At 67.4% G+C, this 16826-nt stretch carries 17 protein-coding genes; 7 read left to right on the top strand and 10 right to left on the bottom strand.

The features are described 5' to 3' along the window. Positions 1–32 precede the first annotated feature (32 nt). Together I0C86_RS20995 and I0C86_RS20990 are read right to left on the bottom strand one after the other, a co-directional pair. On the bottom strand, positions 33–665 hold the full coding sequence (locus tag I0C86_RS20995; RefSeq protein WP_323373759.1) for an acyl-CoA-like ligand-binding transcription factor: 633 nt from the start codon (positions 663–665) through the stop codon (positions 33–35). A gap of 93 nt (positions 666–758) precedes the next feature. Beyond that, complete coding sequence (locus tag I0C86_RS20990; protein WP_196202975.1) at positions 759–1343, bottom strand: TetR/AcrR family transcriptional regulator; 585 nt, start codon at positions 1341–1343, stop codon at positions 759–761. 185 nt (positions 1344–1528) lie between these two features. Here I0C86_RS20990 and I0C86_RS20985 point away from each other — a divergent pair, with 185 nt between their 5' ends. Next, positions 1529–3238: an MDR family MFS transporter gene (locus tag I0C86_RS20985; RefSeq protein ID WP_196202974.1), complete on the top strand. Its 1710-nt coding sequence runs from the start codon at positions 1529–1531 to the stop codon at positions 3236–3238. A gap of 93 nt (positions 3239–3331) precedes the next feature. After that, positions 3332–3832: a universal stress protein gene (locus tag I0C86_RS20980; RefSeq protein ID WP_230394505.1), complete on the top strand. Its 501-nt coding sequence runs from the start codon at positions 3332–3334 to the stop codon at positions 3830–3832. A 70-nt stretch (positions 3833–3902) separates the two neighbouring features. On the opposite strand, the gene I0C86_RS20975 is transcribed toward I0C86_RS20980, so the two are convergent. The 3 genes from I0C86_RS20975 to I0C86_RS20965 form a co-directional block, all read right to left on the bottom strand. Continuing rightward, the gene (locus tag I0C86_RS20975) at positions 3903–4841 is read right to left on the bottom strand and encodes a hypothetical protein (protein ID WP_196202973.1); all 939 of its coding nucleotides are present in this window, start codon (positions 4839–4841) and stop codon (positions 3903–3905) included. Positions 4842–5018: 177 nt separating this feature from the next. Beyond that, positions 5019–5363, bottom strand: coding sequence for a cupin domain-containing protein (locus I0C86_RS20970; RefSeq protein WP_196202972.1), 345 nt, complete (start codon positions 5361–5363; stop codon positions 5019–5021). Between the two features lie 231 nt (positions 5364–5594). Beyond that, the gene (locus I0C86_RS20965) at positions 5595–6056 is read right to left on the bottom strand and encodes a hypothetical protein (RefSeq protein WP_196202971.1); all 462 of its coding nucleotides are present in this window, start codon (positions 6054–6056) and stop codon (positions 5595–5597) included. A 305-nt stretch (positions 6057–6361) separates the two neighbouring features. Between I0C86_RS20965 and I0C86_RS20960 the strand changes: the two genes are divergently transcribed. The 4 genes from I0C86_RS20960 to I0C86_RS20945 all read left to right on the top strand — a co-directional run bounded on the left by I0C86_RS20960 (position 6362) and on the right by I0C86_RS20945 (position 10229). After that, positions 6362–7036: a PhzF family phenazine biosynthesis protein gene (locus I0C86_RS20960; protein WP_196202970.1), complete on the top strand. Its 675-nt coding sequence runs from the start codon at positions 6362–6364 to the stop codon at positions 7034–7036. Positions 7037–7810: 774 nt separating this feature from the next. Further along, the gene (locus I0C86_RS20955) at positions 7811–8335 is read left to right on the top strand and encodes a hypothetical protein (RefSeq protein WP_196202969.1); all 525 of its coding nucleotides are present in this window, start codon (positions 7811–7813) and stop codon (positions 8333–8335) included. 251 nt (positions 8336–8586) lie between these two features. Then, positions 8587–8871, top strand: a complete 285-nt coding sequence (locus I0C86_RS20950) for a DUF7336 domain-containing protein (RefSeq protein WP_196202968.1) — start codon at positions 8587–8589, stop codon at positions 8869–8871. Between the two features lie 422 nt (positions 8872–9293). Next, complete coding sequence (locus tag I0C86_RS20945; RefSeq protein WP_230394512.1) at positions 9294–10229, top strand: aminoglycoside phosphotransferase family protein; 936 nt, start codon at positions 9294–9296, stop codon at positions 10227–10229. A gap of 623 nt (positions 10230–10852) precedes the next feature. Here the strand turns inward: I0C86_RS20945 and I0C86_RS20940 are convergent. Together I0C86_RS20940 and I0C86_RS20935 are read right to left on the bottom strand one after the other, a co-directional pair. Further along, positions 10853–11464 carry an SMI1/KNR4 family protein gene (locus tag I0C86_RS20940; protein WP_196202967.1) on the bottom strand — a complete coding sequence of 204 codons (612 nt, stop codon included), beginning with the start codon at positions 11462–11464 and terminating at the stop codon, positions 10853–10855. A 347-nt stretch (positions 11465–11811) separates the two neighbouring features. After that, a complete protein-coding gene (locus I0C86_RS20935) occupies positions 11812–12102 on the bottom strand; it encodes a hypothetical protein (protein ID WP_196202966.1) in 291 nt (96 codons plus the stop codon). A gap of 171 nt (positions 12103–12273) precedes the next feature. On the opposite strand from I0C86_RS20935, the gene I0C86_RS20930 reads away from it, so the two are divergent. Beyond that, positions 12274–13233: a hypothetical protein gene (locus tag I0C86_RS20930; protein WP_196202965.1), complete on the top strand. Its 960-nt coding sequence runs from the start codon at positions 12274–12276 to the stop codon at positions 13231–13233. A gap of 517 nt (positions 13234–13750) precedes the next feature. Here I0C86_RS20930 and I0C86_RS45105 read toward each other — a convergent pair. The 3 genes from I0C86_RS45105 to I0C86_RS20915 form a co-directional block, all read right to left on the bottom strand. Then, positions 13751–15541, bottom strand: a complete 1791-nt coding sequence (locus I0C86_RS45105; protein WP_323373758.1) for a tetratricopeptide repeat protein — start codon at positions 15539–15541, stop codon at positions 13751–13753. Between the two features lie 20 nt (positions 15542–15561). After that, on the bottom strand, positions 15562–15939 hold the full coding sequence (locus I0C86_RS20920) for a hypothetical protein (protein ID WP_196202963.1): 378 nt from the start codon (positions 15937–15939) through the stop codon (positions 15562–15564). Between the two features lie 603 nt (positions 15940–16542). After that, the coding region (locus I0C86_RS20915) for a hypothetical protein (RefSeq protein ID WP_196202962.1) at positions 16543–16826 on the bottom strand (284 nt) is incomplete at its 5' end.

Genomic DNA, 16826 nt, shown 5'->3' with positions numbered 1-16826 from the left:
TTGAGGTGGATGGACGAGGTGCCGGGGGGGGGTTACGGCGTCGGCAGTCCCGCGGCGAGTTGGTGGAGGGCCTCGGTCAGCAGCGGTCTCATCTCGACCGGCGGATCGGCGCGCAGCCAGTGCTGGGTGGCCACGTTGGTGGCCGCCATGACCGCGGCGGCCACGAGTTGCGGATACAGGTCGCGCTGGACGTCGGTGCCGGTGCGCTCGGCGACCGCCGTGGCGATCCCGGCCTCGGCGAGCGCGCTCGCCCGCAGGAACTCGCCCTGCACCGCCGGCTCGGCGACCATCAGCCGGATTCCGGCGACCCACTGCTGGTGCTCCGGCATCGGCTGCCCGGACAGTTCCGGCCCGGGATCGAGTTGCACGAGCACCGCGTGGACGATCGACTCCCAGAGCGGCTCGGACGCGGGCCGGCGGCGCAGTTCCGTCACCACCCTGAGCGAACGGTCGAGATGACGGGCGACAATCGCCTCGCCCTTGCTGGAGAAGTAGTTGTTGAAGGTGCGTGGGGAGACGCCGGCCGCTTCCGCGATGTCCTCCACCCGTACGTTGTCGAGCCCGCGCTCGACCGCGAGCCGGATGGCCGCCCAGCTGAGCATCGCCCTGGTCTCGGCCTTCTTCCGTTGCCGGAGTCCGATGCGCCCGCCGGCTTCGATGCTCACGTCATCAACCCTAACGCGTTTGCGTCGCACGCAAATATGCGGTTCACGCAAAATTATGCCGATCGCGGGCGCCACTTCGCTCCGGCCGGCCCGTCACCGGTCCGCGAGATAGGTGAGGGCGTCGTGAACCAGTTCGGCGAGGGGGCGGTCCGGATGATCGATCCAGTGCTGCGTGGCGGCGCGGAGCGCGTTGAGGAACGCCGCGGCGAGCACCCGTGACCGCAGTCCCGAATCCGGACTCTCCGGCAGCCGACGGGAGATCTCGGCGGTCAGTTCCCGCTCGACCGTGCCGTACACCGTGATCTGATGGGCCGCGAGGCTCGGATGGGCACGGATCAGGCGGCGCTGGGCCAGCCACTGCGGGTCCAGGTAGTCACTTCCGGCGGCCAACTCCTCGCCGGCCCGACTCAGGGCGGTCCAGGGGCGTTCGTTCGTCGGCCGGGCGCGTACCAGGTCCAGTAGGCGCCGGATCCGGACCAGATCGGCGTGGAAGAGGGCTTCTTCCTTGTTCGCGAAGTAGTTCGAGAACGTACGCCGGGAGACGTCGGCGGCGTCCGCGATGGCCTCCACGGTGACCCGGTCAAGGCCCTGTTCGGCAGCGAGCCGGAGGGCAACCTCGTGCAGCGTCTGCCGTGTCGCGGCCTTCTTGCGCTCCCGGCGTCCGACCGTCGCGTCCATCGGGAACAAGCCTACGCGGCAGTGACTTACTTCCCAGTGAGCAAACTTGCGCACTGGGCAAGAATCAATGAAGCTCGGATGGGAACACGATCGGGAGCAAGGGAGGCGCCGCGGCCATCGGGGCCAGCCTCGACCGGCCGGCGCAGTGAGCCGCCCAGTCCCCAGCACAGGTAGGAGACCGCGCGATGAGCGCACCGACAACCACCACCGCCGCACCCGCTGCGGAGCCGACAGATCGGCGGCGAACGCTGGAGGCACTGAGCGGCCTACTGCTGGTGCTGTTCGTCGCCATGCTCAGCAGTACGGTCGTCTCGACCGCGCTGCCGAAGATCATCGGTGCGCTGGACGGCTCGCAGACGCAGTACACCTGGGTGGTCACCGCGACCCTGCTCACGGCGACCGCGACCACCCCGATCTGGGGCAAGCTCGCCGACCTGTTCAACAAGAAGACCCTCGTCCAGGTCGCGATCGTCATCTTCGTGCTCGGCTCGATCGTGAGCGGCCTCAGCCGGAACGCCGGGCAACTCATCACCGCCCGCGCCTTCCAGGGCATCGGCGTCGGCGGCCTACAGGCCCTCGTCCAGGTCGTCATCGCCGCGATGATCCCGCCACGCGAACGCGGCCGGTACAACGGCTACCTCGGTGCCGTCATGGCGGTAGCCACCGTCGGCGGGCCGCTGCTCGGCGGCGTGATCGTCGACACCCCCTGGCTCGGCTGGCGCTGGTGCTTCTTCGTCGGCGTACCGATCGCGATCGTCGCCATGATCGTCCTCCAGGCCACCCTGCGGCTGGCCACGGTCCGGCGCGAGAACGTCAAGATCGACTACCTCGGCGCCGCCCTGATCGCCGCCGGTGTCAGCCTGATGCTCGTCTGGATCTCGTTCGTCGACAACTCGTTCGGCTGGGTCTCCTGGCAGACCGGGCTGATGGTCTGCGGCTCGCTGGCACTGCTCGCCCTCGCCGTGCTCGTCGAGTCCCGGGCCGCCGAACCCGTCGTACCGCTCGACATCGTCAGGCGGCGCACGACCGCGCTCGCCATCCTCGCCAGCCTCGCGGTCGGGATGGCCATGTTCGGCGGAGCCGTCTTCCTCGGCCAGTACTTCCAGATCGGTCGCGGCTACACCCCGACGGAGGCCGGTCTGCTCACCATCCCGATGATGGCCGGGGTGCTCGGCTCATCGATCATCGCGGGCCGCCTGATCACCAGGTCCGGGCGCATCAAGCCGTACATCGTCACCGGATCGGTCGTCCTCGTCGCGGGCTTCCTTCTGCTCGGCACCATCGACCACCAGACGTCCCTGGTCTTCGTCGGCGCGGCGATGCTGCTCGTCGGCGTCGGAGTCGGCATGACCATGCAGAACCTGGTACTCGCCGTGCAGAACACCGTACCGCTGCGCGACATCGGCGCCGCCAGCTCCACGATCGCGTTCTTCCGCTCCCTCGGCGGCACGGTCGGGGTATCCGTCCTCGGCGCGATCCTGGCCCGCCGGGTCACCGACCAGATCAACCACGATCTGTCCGCCGCCGGTGTTCCGGCCTCGGCCTCCGGCAACGCCAGCGGAAGCCTCAATCTGAACGCACTGCCGGACGCGGTCCAGCACATCGTGCGCAACGCGTACGGCGACGCCACCGGGCACATCTTCCTGGTCTCCGCCGCGATCGCGCTCGTCGGCGTGATCGCCGCCGCCCTGTTCCGGCCGATCATCCTCCGGTCCAGCCTGGACCTGCCCGACGCGGGCCACTCCACCGCCACCGCCGCCGGCGCCGTCGACGGGGCACCGCCGACCGACCTGGCCGACGTGACCGACGTGACCGATCTCGACGACCTCGACGACCTCGACGGGCCCGGATCCCGGACCACCCGGTCGGCGGCACGACCGTCATCCGGAAGCTGAGCCGATGGAGTACGCCGGAGCCCGCTCACCTGTTGCCGGAGGGCGGCCGTCCGGCAACCGCCCACAATCGACGTACGCGGAGGACGAAGGCAGATGGACATGCCCGTTGCCACCCCGGAGGACGAACACTACGGACCCACCGAGCAGCACCTGATCGTCGAACGGGGCTTCGACGGACCACGGGTGATCATGGTCGGGATCGACGGAAGCCCGACCTCGATGCACGCGGCGGCGTACGCCTGTGGGATGGCCAGACGCCAGCGGTGCCGTCTGGTCGTCGTCTTCGTCGTCTCGCCCGCGTCCTTCGTCGCCGCGGTCTCCGGAGTCGCCGCCGAGGCGCAGGAGAACGCATGTCAGGAACTAGCGGCTGATCTCCGCACCGAGATCCGCCTCATCGCCGACGAGTTCCGCGTACCGACCACCTTCGTGACCCGGCGCGGCGATCCCTATCAGGAGCTGCGGCAGGCGGCGGACCAGGTCCGGGCCGACCTGGTGGTCGTCGGCGTGTCCGCCCAGGCCGGACACCGGTTCGTCGGCTCCATCGCGACCCGCCTGGTCCGGCTCGGCCGGTGGCCCGTCGCGGTCGTCCCCTGACCACCACGACTGGCCACCTGCGCAGGCTCCGGCTACCGGAGTAGCCGGAGCCCCGCTGTCGCGACAGGCGTCAGCCTGCCTCGACCGCCGTGATGGAGAAGGTGGTGACGTTGTCGGACGGGTCGGCGTCCGGCAACGCCTGCGGCGTCCACGGGTCGGTCTGCACCTCGATGCCCGCCTCACCCAGGTCACCGAGACGGGTGTCGGCCGACCCGGTGAAGACGAGGTCGAAGTTCCGCACCTCGCCCTCCATGAACTGGCCACCGGGCACGCAGAAGTGCCCGCAGTCGTCGGTCGGGACGGTGTGCATCTCGTAGATGCCCGCCGGCAGGTTCTGAGTGAACAGGTGGAGCGCGTTGTGCGGGGCGTCGCCGTCGTACCGCACCGTCAGCGGCAGGCGGCCCTCGAAGGTGCCGTCCGGCTGCCGTACCAGCGTCAGGTCACCGGCGGTGATCCCGGCGTCCGGCTGCTGGTCCCGCACGTACGTCACGGGGTCGCGCAGTGAGCCGGTGGACGAACGGAACCGACTCTGGAAGGTCTCGTCGGTGACGACCTTGCCGTTGACCGTGACGGCCAGGCGCCCGTTCTTGGCCTTCATCGCGTACGGCTGGATCGTGGTCAGGACCTGGAAGTCGATGGTGAAGGCCCGGTGCTCGCCGGGCTGGAACTCGCCGCCCGGAACGTCGCACTCGACCCTGATCCGACGGTCCGGCAGGCGCTCTCCGCCGCTGTAGCAGGTGACTCCCCACTCCAGGTTCTCGTAGGAGCCCGGAACCGGCTCGGTGATCACGTAGCGGGCCCGACCCGGCTCGACGCCGTGGTAGGTCAGCTCCGCCTGGATCGATCCCCGGTAGCCGAAGTCGGTCGGCTCGAGGACCAGCCGGTCCTGAACGGTCGCGGTCGATCCGGCGGCCCTGGCGGGCGCGGCCTGTGCGGCGGGCACCGCCATCGACAGCGTGACGGCCAGGCCGACCAGGCCGGCCAGCACAGTGGACGTTCGTGTACGCATGCGTGAGCCTCAATTTCCCCGTTAGCGACGGACTGCCCGCCGCGAGCGGCCCCTCATGATGCCAACCCCCTGCAACGGCACCGGACCAGGCAAAACGGAGATCCTCTCAACGCGTGGCCTGGTCGTCGGGTCCTTTCAGGACGGACTACGACCTCCGGGGTGGCGCCCTCGCCCGCCCTACTCGGCTCGCTGAGCCGGAGCGCGCGAGCCGAACGCCGGGCCGAACACCACCAGAAGCGCCAGATCCTCGGTCACCTCGTCGAACCGGTGCTCCTCGCCAGCCGGCACGAAGATCACCGACCCCGGGCCCACCTCGGCCGCACCGTCCGGGGTCACGATCCGGGCCCGCCCCGCGGTGACCACGTAGATCTCATCCTCGGTGTGCGGACTCTGACCGTCGAGACCGCCCGCCGGGATGCAGTACGTTCCCACCGACAGGTCCGGCACTCTCAGGTGTTCGACCCAGTCGTTTGCGGCTCCGGCGGGTGCGGTCCACTGGCCCGCGCCTTCGATGATCAGCATCGCGGGAGCCTAACAAGCGAGGGCGGCTCGCTGGACCTGACGACCGGTGCCAGCGGGCCGTTCGTACCCCGGAGACTGAGGCCATCGCGCAGCCCGGAAGGCATGGGGTCGGTTCGGGTGCGGAGCATCCGACATGCTGGTCCCGTGGGCCAGCTGACCGAGCAGTCGGCGCCAGCGTCCATGAACTGGATGTCGTCGCGTGGGATCTAATTGATCACCTTCTTATGTCGGTCAGGGCCACGGCCACACCTCGGCCAGCATGGTCGAATCGTCGTCCGGGCGGACGAGCAGCCCTCCGTCTTCGAGGTCGTCATCACAGGCGACGACCACGACAGGGCCGAGAAGATGGCGAATGGCAAGCGTGGCCGCCAGCGTCGACTCGCCCGGCTTGTACAGCGTGATCCTGCCGATCCGAGCGTCCGGGTGGCGCGCCGAGGCGTCGCCGCCCAGGTACACAGTCCCGAGATCCCGGCTGTGGTCATACTCCTCCCAATCGTGCCGCGGTAGGTCCAGGCCGACGATCTCGAAGCCAAGTTGTCCGCGCAGGCCGGCGGCGGCAAGAGCTGCGACCAGTTGGGAGGCGGTCGGCCACGGCTGCGTCCCGGGAAGCGGCAGCGCACGGCCGTTGTCCAGCAACAGTCTCACCGGATCATGCTCCGCCCGGTAAGCATGGATCATGAACTCCCAGCTCATGCCGGCAGCGTACAAGCGCCGGCGCAGGACAGTCGCCCTGCCTCGGTGCGCGATGCCCGACACCGCTACGCGATGCTGCGGCCACCAGCCAGAGGACCAACCAGAAAAGATCATGTGCGATCGCGGTGTTCCCGGGTCGGTGGTGACGCCGAGGAGTGCGTACCCGTGCTTTGCCGTCGTGTTCGTGGTCGGCGAGGGTCTTGCCGCACCAGTCGCGGGCGCACTCACGTGGCCGATGAGCGCAGAGCGTCCGGTGTCCGATACCCGGTGTCCGCTCAGCGAGCCTGCCGTGGTTAGCATCATTTGTGACAGATCTTCATGTACTTCGTGTGTTCTGCGGTCCCGGCGGTACGTATGGAAACCAGCTCGGCGTTGTTCTTGACGGCCAAGCCGTGGCCACCGGGCAGGACCGCCAGGCCGTGGCCGCGCGGCTGGGCTTCAGCGAAACTGTCTTCGTCGATGACGCTGGCACAGGGGTCGTCGACATCTACACGCCGAGCGTGCGGCTGCCGTTTGCCGGGCATCCGCTGGTGGGCACATCCTGGCTGCTGGGTCGGCTCCGAGCCAGGCCGGAACTCCTACACCCGCCGGCGGGCTCGGTGCCAACCTGGCAGGACGGCGAGTTCACCTGGATCAGGGGTCGCGCGCAGTGGGCACCCGACAGGCGCATGCAGCAGTACGCCTCGGTCGAGGAGGTCGACTCGCTCCCGGGGCCGCCGCCAGGCGACGGGTGGCTGTACGTGTGGGCGTGGCAGGACCGGGCCGCCGGTCGGGTACGTACCAGGGGATTTCCCCGCCGGGGCGACGCCATCGTCGAGGATGAAGCCACCGGAGCGTCCGCGATCGTGCTCACCGCCGAACTGCGCCAGGCGCTGAACATCATGCAGGGCAAGGGATCGCAAATCCTGACTCGACCAGGTCCCAACGACACCGTCGATGTCGGCGGCCGGGTCATCCTTGAGGAGACCCGCTCCCTCTAATCGAGCCACCCCACAGCGCCTCCGCCAGGCCGGAAATACCCGCTGTGCCGAGATGCGCACTCCAGTCGCGGACCGTGACTGCCTCCGCGACTCCTCGCTAGGGCTCCAACAACTCGTCCCAGTCCTCGACCAGGGTGTCGAGCACGTCGATCCGTCGTCGCAGAACGGCTGCGTCTGAGGATGGCAGCACCCGGACGGCCAGCGTCATCAGACGTCGGTAGTCGATCGGGTCGGGACAACACTCGGCCCGCCCGCACCCGAGCATTCCCCATCGTTCCGAACGGGGCGCGCGAACGAACGTCTCCCAGACTCGCAATGCATCCGCGATCGCGCCAGGACGTAGCCGAGTCCGCTCTAATCGGGCGATCTCCGCTTGGCCCCGACGAGACACACCCGGCAGGATGGCTATCCGTTCTCCGGGACGTCGGCGTCGATGCGTGTCAGCGCGTACGCGGTCGGGTGCCCTACGCGGCATAGGTGTCCGGGTTCTGGAGCATGGCCCGATCCTGCCATGCGGATCACGCAGGCTGGAAGAAGCGTGCGGAAAGGTTGGGCCGTGACGATTGCGTGGGTGGTAGATCGGCCGCCATCGTGGGCCAGGCAATCGCTGCCGCGCCGCTGCGCGGCTTGCCACCGGACCGTTTCACTCCCCCGGGCAGGCGTCAGCCGGTCGACCGCCCACCATGTGCCCACGCCCACGAAACCGCCGCCCGCGTCCACCCGGCGGCCGGATATCCCGAAGACAACGGCGCCATGCAGGCAGATCATGTACCGATGCGCAGCAAGGACGCTCTCGCCCGCCTCCAGAACGCTGCCGTCCTCTGGAGCATCGGATCGGGTACGCCGGCAGACGTGATCGAGGCCGCCTGTGCCTGCCTCGTCGCGGGCGTAGACAGTCCAACCCTTCGGATCCTGGCAGGCATCTCGCCTGCCCGAGGCAGCGAGAGTGGCGAGCTGCGTCGCTGGCTCGAAGGCGCTCTTGAGGAACTCTCCCTCACCTACCATCCGGAGGGAAGCCGAGCGGGTGAAGAAGAAGCCCTCCAGATCATGGCCCGACGGCTGCTCGCAGGGACCATCGCGCCTCGTGACCTGACATCCTGGGCGTACGGATTCATCACCCACGACGGCACTCCCCTGGCAGCCGAGCTGATCAACCTTGAGAACACCTACGACTACATTGACGCGGTCTACGAGGGGCACAAGCACACCAGCAGCGCAGCCGGGGATGTCGACGCGGATGTCATCGCCGAAGCCCGGCTCCTGATCGGCGGCACCACAGCCGAGGGCGAGCAAGGTTGAACTACCGCCTCTAGCACTGCTGGCATGGTCAGCAGTTCGCCCGCCTTCACTGTTCCTCCCCGCGGACGGTCATGGCGTTGTCAGTTGACGAGAGATCGGCCGCCGTGGGCCGGGCGGCTCGGTCCTTCGCGGCGAGGAGTTCGGAGCGCGATCAAGGCGCCGCGCGCTGCGCGGCGCGAGCACGGTAGACCGCCCGCTGGGAAGCCGCGCCCGTCCGGCTGGCCTCGCTGAGCGTCGTTACGGTCTCCCTCGTGGACGTCTTCATGCTCTGGCACATCCGGCATGCCCGCAGCCTGGACGGGAGCCCAACCCTTCACCGGCAGGACGGTGAACTGATCTGGGACGAGGAGGACGGCGACGATCTGAAGATCCTCGGGGTCTACTCCAGCGAGCAGCGCGCAGAGGAACGCATCCAGGGTGCCCGACTCCTCCCCGGCTTCCGCGACGAACCGGACTGCTTCATGGTCAACCGCCACCGCCTCGACGAGGATCAATGGGCGGACGGCTTCGTCTCAACACACCACGGCGCGGACTAGGAAGCTGAAGTCGGCGCCTGCGGAAACTGCGAGGCGGTACGGAAGGCAGCGTGGCTCGCCGCCGTCGAACTCCTGCCTTCCGCCTGCCGCGCCAGTCCAACCCCGAGACTGGCTTCCCCAACTCGCTGCGGAGGGCCGGATCCGGCTGGACGGGCCGGGACCAAACAAAGATCGGCCCCTCGCCCGGTTTCCTCAGGTCGGGGGCCGATTTCGCACATGGTGGCGGGTAGAGGACTCGAACCTCTGAAGCTTTCGCGACGGATTTGCCGTACGGGCACCCACTCGGCTGCGACCAGGGCGTTCCCCTCTTCGGGCAACCTTTCCGCATCTCCTCCGGGATACCTCTCGACGGTCGACCTTGCGGAATCGGTGGATCTTGTCTTCGAGACGGAATTCGGTTGCCTCGGGATCGCTCATTGGAGATGCTCGACGCGACGACCGCGCTTCATCAGGAGGGTGTTCTGCCCGATCGGAAGATGCACGCCGATGAGATCGACATCTCGGTCGACACCGTCGCACGGCTGATCGCCGGACAGTTTCCCCACTGGGCGGGTCTTCCCCTCCGACGAGTGCCCTCAACCGGCACGGTCAACGCGCTGTTCCGGTTGGGACCGGACCTCGTTGTGCGGCTGTGCCGCGTGCCATGGGCAGCGGGCGACGGGGCCGAGGAGCAACGATGGCTGCGGCAACTGGCTCCCTACCTGCCCGTCGCCATCCCTGCCCCTGTCGCCGTGGGTCAGCCCACCGACGAATACCCCTGGACCTGGTCGATCCTTCGCTGGCTTCCCGGCTCGAACCCAGTCCCCGGCAACCTCACCGCACCTGCCGATCTCACCGACGACCTGGCCGAGTTCGTCAGCGCCTTTCGTGCCATCGACATTCCCGACGGACCCAGGGCCTACCGCGGCGGACCACTGGCGCGCATGGATGGGCAGACGCGAGGCGCCATTGCGGGATTGGAAGGCACGATCGACACCGACACAGCCACCGCCATCTGGGACAAGGCGCTGGACGTTCCCTCATGGGACGGTCCGCCCACCTGGGTCCACGCGGACCTGTTACCCGGCAACATCCTGACCCAAGATGGTCGGCTCAGCGCGGTCATCGATTTCGCGACCGTCGGCATCGGCGATCCGGCATGCGACCTGATCGTCGCCTGGACCGTTCTGCCCGCCAGCGTCCGACGGGCCTTCCGGTCGAGAGTCGGATGCGATGAAGCCATCTGGGCACGAGCCCGTGCCCGCGCACTGTCGATATCACTCGGCGGGCTCCACTACTACCGGGATATCGAACCCACCCTGGCAGCCGAGGCCATGTACACGATCAACGAGGTCATTGCCGACTCAAGCGCATCGTGAGGATCTGCGACTCCCCTGCTGGCCAGTGTTCCGCCGAGCAAGCCTGACCTGCCAGCCTGGAGGTTGTCGGGCCTACCTCGTGGAATCGGTGCGTCGTCAGGACGAGCCGGCTGCTTGTCAGTCGACATCAGCTCAAGGATTGTGGACTGGAGCCCATCCCGGTCGTCGCCAAGATTTCGAGCGGAGGCCGCGATCAACAGCGGCAGGACACCAACCCCGCCAAGACCCGCCAGGGTATCGGCGATGACATCACGCCCATAGAAATGACCCGTGTTCAGAAAGTTGTCGAGTTCGATCGCCAGCAGGGGTATCAGGGACTTGCCGCCACTCTCCGCGATTTGTCCACAAGCCGGTAGGGCAGCGTGCTGTCATCGTCCGGATCATCGATGCAGTCGAGCAGCTCTGCCATGGTTGCCACGGAGCAGAAGGTACAGCGGGCTCCGCTACAATCCGGCCCCCGACCAAGCCCGTAGTACAGCCATCCGCACAGCCAAGAGCACCCGCTGACGCCGACGCCACCCGACAACGGCAGATGGGCCGACCAGGGAGGCAGCTACCTGACCAGCCATCCGTGATCTTCTTCCAAACCCAAGGCCGGCCCGCCCTGCTCAGGAGCGTGGCCGTCAACTCCGGTTTGACCCCGGTATCCAATCTCCTATCCCAACTTCCCACCCCAGTTCCCCGTCTTTGACAACGGGCTTCAGAGGAGCCGGCGCGCGGGGATAGTCGTAGGGAATTCGGTGAGCCAGGCCAACGGCGCGCCCTTCCAGCAAAGCCAGCATCTCCGTAAGCAGATCGTCCAGGCTATCCCACGCCGAACCGAAGGGCCCCTCGACTTTGTCGAACTCAAATACCCGGCCGTACGGTGGCTGCGGCTGGGTATCGAGGACAAGACACCCGCCACACAGATCGTTTCCGAACGCGATCCAGCTCGGCCGCCAGGCATCGCCCCAGATTGACGCTCTTTGTCGGGTGTCCCGTGCAATCTGCGAGCTATCCATCACGTAGTAGCCCGAGGGAAGCAGAATTAGGCCGATGACGTCTCGTGACGCGGAACCGTTGAAGCTGCGAAGCAGTTCCACTAGATCGGGTGGAAGTTCGATGTCCATTTGCGAAGCGAGCTCAGCCAGCGCCCGTTCATCCGCTGGAGGATTGAGCTTTGCGAACGTGAGAGGCGCATTCTTCCGCAACCACTCGGCGATCTGCCTCCACAGGGGAGTGATGCTGCTCGACATAGCACACCAATCTATCGTAGGGAGGCTGCCTCCGCGCCGGTCAGAGAGCATCGGTCGGGAGCCAACGGGGGAGCCACCGAGGCGAACGGAGTCGGACGAGCCCCAGACCGATTAGTTGCCGAGGGCGCGGCGACCAGGGCGACGCGTGACCTTGCCGAACGGCTGCGAAGTGGTCTTGGGAATCTACGGATCAGATGACGGCGGCGTGCCAGTAGCCGGTACCCCGGACGGGCACGAGCGGGCACGAGCCAGCACCCACTCCCCTGCCGCCAGCAGGCGTTGCGGGCATCTCGGGCGGTGATCTTCGTCCTTCCAAACTGAGGGTCCGACCAGCTCAGCCGTGATCCTTATGCATGTGATCGAGCAGGAGCCTTGACCGCTCCTTCATCCGCTGCCGCTCCTCCGGGGTTCGGATGCTCCTCCACGGCGACAATCACCACGACATGGCCATCCTCGCGCCTCGCCGGGTCCGACTGGTGGGTGAGAATTTTCCAGCCGAGCTGGCGCCCCGCCTTCCGACCAGCGGATCGGATCGCCGCGATTCGCTCGGCGTTCGACGGCTCAACATGCTCGATGTACTGCCAGTCGATCTCCAGATGACGCATGATCTTCAACGTCAACTCGCCCGGCTCGCTCACGGGCAACTCCCAGACGCCTCGGAAACCTGCTCTCGACTCCCCAGGACTCAGCCGCCGACCTCGATGATCTTCCCCCCGACACGGATGCGACAACAGGCCCCGTAGCGGCTGCCGCTGGGCGAGACGGCAGAGCGCTGAAACCCGGTTGCCGGGTGGCGGAGGATGTTGTCGATGAGGAAAACACAAGTCGAACGTGATCGGGCTGACCTTGAGCGGCGGCTGGAGGTCTTGAAGCTGCCGGTCGTGCCGCTCGAACACCATGGGTTTCTGACGCCGTTGGACCGTGCGGAGATGGAGCGCGATCCTGAGGCGGTCGGCGTTGGGCCTGATGGCACGGCCTTTGCCGTTTGGCCACACCGAGAGGACTCCCGCCGCAAGCAGGTGACCTGGCACTTCGGCGGGAAGGAAATTGCTGGTGCGATCGATGTGGAGACGGACCTCCGCGTGTCGTTCGTGCAACCGCTGCCGGAAGGGCGGGTCGTGCTGGCGGCGGCTCGCGCTCGGCATGGCACGCCCAACGGTGAGGTATGGACGCGCGACGGCGTTTTGAAGCACAGGGGCAACCTTGGTGATGCCATCGAGGAACTCCAGACGACGCCATCGGGCAAGGTATGGGCGGGGTACTTCGACGAGGGTGCGCTGGGCGGAGCCGGGCCGGAGGGACATGGCCTGGCCCGGTTCAACCAAGACCTGACCGTCGACTGGCTCTACCCGCGAGGTGCGGGGCTCCCCTACATCTCCGACTGCTACACGCTCAACCTTCACGGCGAGACCGCCCATTTCTGCCCTTACACCGACTTCCACATCCAGTCGGCGTCAGGTGACAAGGTCACGGACTGGGGAGCGTCTGCCTACCAGTTCGCAGACAGCATGCTGGTCAGTGGCGCAGACCGCGCGCTGCTCAGGGGATCCGGCTCTGAGTACGACGTCGTGACCCTGCTGCGAATCGACAGAGACGGTGTGCGCCGCGTCGGCGGGCAGTGCCGCATCGTTCTACCCGACGGCATCGAAGCGCAACGGCTTCGTTACACCTGCCGGGGCGGCGATCTGCACGCTTTCGACAAGTGGGGAAAGTGGTACCGCACCGGCTTCGATGCGCTAAGTGCGGTAGCTGGCGCTGCTGAGGCATGACGGTGATCCCGCAAGTGTGATCAGTGGCCCTGGTCACAGAAGGAGCTGGTGACGGAGTCGAACCCGCAGGCTTGGCAGAGGCCATCATGGATAACAGAGCCTACCGAGCAGGGCACGCGTTTCGTCCTCCACATACCCTTCTTCGCCTCACACCTCGGCGCAGCCTTCGAAAGAGCGGGGTTAGTCGCCGACGTCTTCATGTTCCTGCCTGACTTCGACCAAGGCGAGAGTACCGTCACGTACGAGGGCGACGTAGGAGCGGACTGCCGATTTGTTCTCTTCATGATCAAGGCACCGCGCTCCGCGCGGTGTGGGCGGCAAGCCCGGCCGGCGGCTGTCCCAACGACCAGAGGAGCCCGTCCCAGCAAGGCCGCGACGGAAGCCGGCGGGGCTGGCCGCCGCCGTGGTCGGGGCTTCCGGCTGCCGCGCCAGTCCAAACCCCGGACTGGCTTGCCACCGTGTCTCCAGGGTGGCACCCCTTATGTAGGCCGCGATCACCTTCGGCCGCCGGAAGGCTTCACGCAACGGGATTGTCTTGTGCGTCGAGCAGGTCACGGAGTTGAAGCGTGTCGGGGTGTTCGTCGCCGAGGGTCCGCCGCCAGATGTCGTAGATGGCCTGGAACTCGGTGCGGGCCTGCTCGTAGTCGCCCTGGTCGTGGAGCACCCCGGCCAGGTTGTGTCGGGTGGCGAGGGTGTGGGGGTGTTCGTCGCCGAGGGTCCGGCGCTCGATGTCGTAGATGGCCTGGAACTCGGTGCGGGCCTGCTCGTAGTCGCCCTGGTCGTGGAGCACCCCGGCCAGCTCGTGTCGGGTGGTGAGGGTGTAGGGGTGTTCGTCGCCGAGGGTCCGCCGCCCGATGTCGTAGATGGCCTGGAACTCGGTGCGGGCCTGCTCGTAGTCGCCCTGGGCTCGCGCCGCCCGAGCCGCCAGCCCAGCAGAGTAGGCCGCCCAGCCAACCAAGTCCGAGGACGGACCTTCGATTCGGGACACTCGCCGCAACAGCTCAAACGCATGCGGGGCGAGTAGCTGCCACAACGGCCACCGAGGTGGATCCTCCGGTAATCCCGTCGACTCACCGTCAGCGGCCGAATAGATAGCCAGCGCCGCTACCGTTTCAAGATCTGAGGGGTCGCCGTGCGAGGCGGCGAAGGTGTCCAGGCTGGCCGTCCGTACCACCGGATGCAAGGTCAACACCCGCTGCACACCCGTACCGGCCGTGACATCGATCAACGCCATGTCTGCCAGCGCCTCCAACAACCGGGAGATGTCCCCGGCGCTCACACCTCCCAGTACCCCCGATTGGCTGAGCACCTCAGGATCAAGCAGCAACCGGAACGGTATCGGCGCCTCAGCGAACTGCGCCAACAACCGCAGCAACACCTCCGCCTGCTCCAGACCCCGCCTCGCCAAGAGATCCAGCGACAACGTCAAAGCCCGGCTGGTCACCTCCTCCGCCATCTCCTGCCCCGCCACGAACCGACGCCCACCATCGGCCTGCAGCACCTCCAGGTATTCAACGAACGTTGCCGGACGGCCAGGCTCGGGCAGCAGAGCCGCCCCCGTCGCCGCCAGATATGCCCCCGCCAACCGCAATGCCAGCGGCAACCCGCCCAACCAGCGAGCCAGCGCCCGCGCCTCATCGAGCCCGCCCGCCTGCTCACCAGCGGCATCCCGCAACACCTCCGCCGCCAGCTCCTCATCCAGCATCCCCACCCGCTGCGGGTGACACCACGACGGCCACCGCGCGCTACGGCTGGTCACCACCACCAACCCCGCCACCTCAGCCGGCCGCAACCACCCATTCCCATCCGCCAACTGACCCGACCCCGCAAGCACCTGCGGATCATCAGCGTTGTCAACAACCAGCAACCACCCCGACGCCAACCCTGCCAGCCGCCCCCACAACACATCCCCGAGATCTCCGGCCCGCAGCTCCTGCTCACTAGCACCCGCATGCCGAGCCACCGCCGTCAGTCCCGCGCGCAACGACACTTCGTCAACCGCCGACACCCACCACACCGGCCCGCCAGCCGACCGCGCGCACACCTCCAACGCGATCGACGTTTTCCCGCGCCCGCCGAGCCCGTGCAACACCCGCACCCGCGACCCACCGACACCATCGCTGACCAGCCCAAGCAACTCACCGACCAGGTCATCCCGGCCCCGCAGATGCCGGCTACGCCGTCCCATCGGCGGCGCGACCGACACCACCGGCCGTTCACCATCACCGCCCATATACAGCGCGCCGACAGAACCGATAGCCATTCCATGACCGGCGGCCGTCAACGCTGTCTGCGCTTGCACCGCCACGCGATCAAAGCCGGGTCCAGCTAGGCCGAAGCCGGACCCGGCTTGCGAGGGTTTGCCGTCGACACCGACCCCTGCACCACACCCGCCGCCACCGCCTGATCCCGCGCCTCTATCCGCACATCCCCCGCCGCGAATCCGCCATCACCCGCGACCGGCCCCACGCCAGCAGCGCTTCCCAACACTCCTTCGCCGTCGGTCTGTTCAGGCGGCGGCACCAGACGCCGCCACGCGTACACCGCGATCACCACCCCGGACACGGCGACGAAGAACCCCACCACGGAGACCCACCAGGACGCCCGCTCCACACCCTGCGTCAAGAGGAACCGCACGAACAGAGCTAGGCCGGCACCGGCAACCAGCAAACCCACAATAGAGATCACTTTACCTAGCAGTCGCATCGACACATCCTTACCGACAGTCGCAACCAGACCAACACACGAATGACCGCCGGAACCACACCAGAAAGGCGCACCCGCCGGCCCATCCAGCCAAGGATCAGCCGGAGCCCAGACAGTTCCACTTCCACCGCGCTCGTACCCCGTGCCCCTACGTGCCCGTAGCGTCGGGAAGCCACGGGGAACCGTGGGCAACCACGGGCACCATGAGCAGGAGGGTAAGCCGCTGACCTTGGACCGGGCCGGCGCCCCAGCGAGTTCCCAAGCTGACAGTGCAGCAAGCCAAGGTGAGGCCTCTATGCGCTTGCGGGCCACCCTGCGGGCGGCCTCCGGCCGTCCTCGGGCGCCCGCAGCGCGTCGACCTCATGGCACAAGTTTGGAGTTGCCGTGACGATCGCGAGGGTGGTTGGCCTTCGCCGCATATCGGGCGATCGACTGCCGCGCCGCTGCGCGGCTTGCCACCGGAGTACGGAGACCGGTGGGCCCAGGACAAAGCCTCTCCGACCCCGACAGTCGGGCCGTACGATGCCGGACGCGGTCAGGGGGAGCGTGCCAGCCACGTGCCATAAGCCGATGCCGTAGGCGGTCACGAGCGGGCAGGAGCGGTCACCACCACACGGCCAACGACCAGGCACAACGGACAGAGCCGGACAGCCGGTAACGATCTTCCAAACTGACGGTGCGGCCCGCACAGCCGTCATCCCCATGCATGTGATCGAACAGCAGCCTGGAGCGCTCCTTCATCCGCTGCCGCTCCTCCGGATTCGGATGCTCCTCCACGGCGACAATCACCACGACATGGCCATCCTCGCGCCTCGCCGGGTCCGACTGGTGGGTGAGAATTTTCCAGCCGAGCTGGCGCCCCGCCTTCCGACCAGCGGATCGGATCG

It is taken from the genome of Plantactinospora alkalitolerans (genome assembly GCF_015690345.1).
Classification (GTDB): Bacteria; Actinomycetota; Actinomycetes; order Mycobacteriales; family Micromonosporaceae; genus Plantactinospora; species Plantactinospora alkalitolerans.
Note: the sequence above shows the minus strand (reverse complement) of the source record. Positions and strands in the feature narration are given on the sequence as shown.

Bases quoted from the DNA above. Each gene is read 5' to 3' on its own strand.
- I0C86_RS20990 (WP_196202975.1), bottom strand. From the start codon at position 1,343: ATGGACGCGACGGTCGGACGCCGGGAGCGCAAGAAGGCCGCGACACGG.
- I0C86_RS20985 (WP_196202974.1), top strand. From the start codon at position 1,529: ATGAGCGCACCGACAACCACCACCGCCGCACCCGCTGCGGAGCCGACA.
- I0C86_RS20980 (WP_230394505.1), top strand. From the start codon at position 3,332: ATGGACATGCCCGTTGCCACCCCGGAGGACGAACACTACGGACCCACC.
- I0C86_RS20975 (WP_196202973.1), bottom strand. From the start codon at position 4,841: ATGCGTACACGAACGTCCACTGTGCTGGCCGGCCTGGTCGGCCTGGCC.
- I0C86_RS20970 (WP_196202972.1), bottom strand. From the start codon at position 5,363: ATGCTGATCATCGAAGGCGCGGGCCAGTGGACCGCACCCGCCGGAGCC.
- I0C86_RS20965 (WP_196202971.1), bottom strand. From the start codon at position 6,056: ATGAGCTGGGAGTTCATGATCCATGCTTACCGGGCGGAGCATGATCCG.
- I0C86_RS20955 (WP_196202969.1), top strand. From the start codon at position 7,811: ATGCGCAGCAAGGACGCTCTCGCCCGCCTCCAGAACGCTGCCGTCCTC.
- I0C86_RS20945 (WP_230394512.1), top strand. From the start codon at position 9,294: ATGCTCGACGCGACGACCGCGCTTCATCAGGAGGGTGTTCTGCCCGAT.
- I0C86_RS20940 (WP_196202967.1), bottom strand. From the start codon at position 11,464: ATGTCGAGCAGCATCACTCCCCTGTGGAGGCAGATCGCCGAGTGGTTG.
- I0C86_RS20930 (WP_196202965.1), top strand. From the start codon at position 12,274: ATGAGGAAAACACAAGTCGAACGTGATCGGGCTGACCTTGAGCGGCGG.
- I0C86_RS20920 (WP_196202963.1), bottom strand. From the start codon at position 15,939: ATGCGACTGCTAGGTAAAGTGATCTCTATTGTGGGTTTGCTGGTTGCC.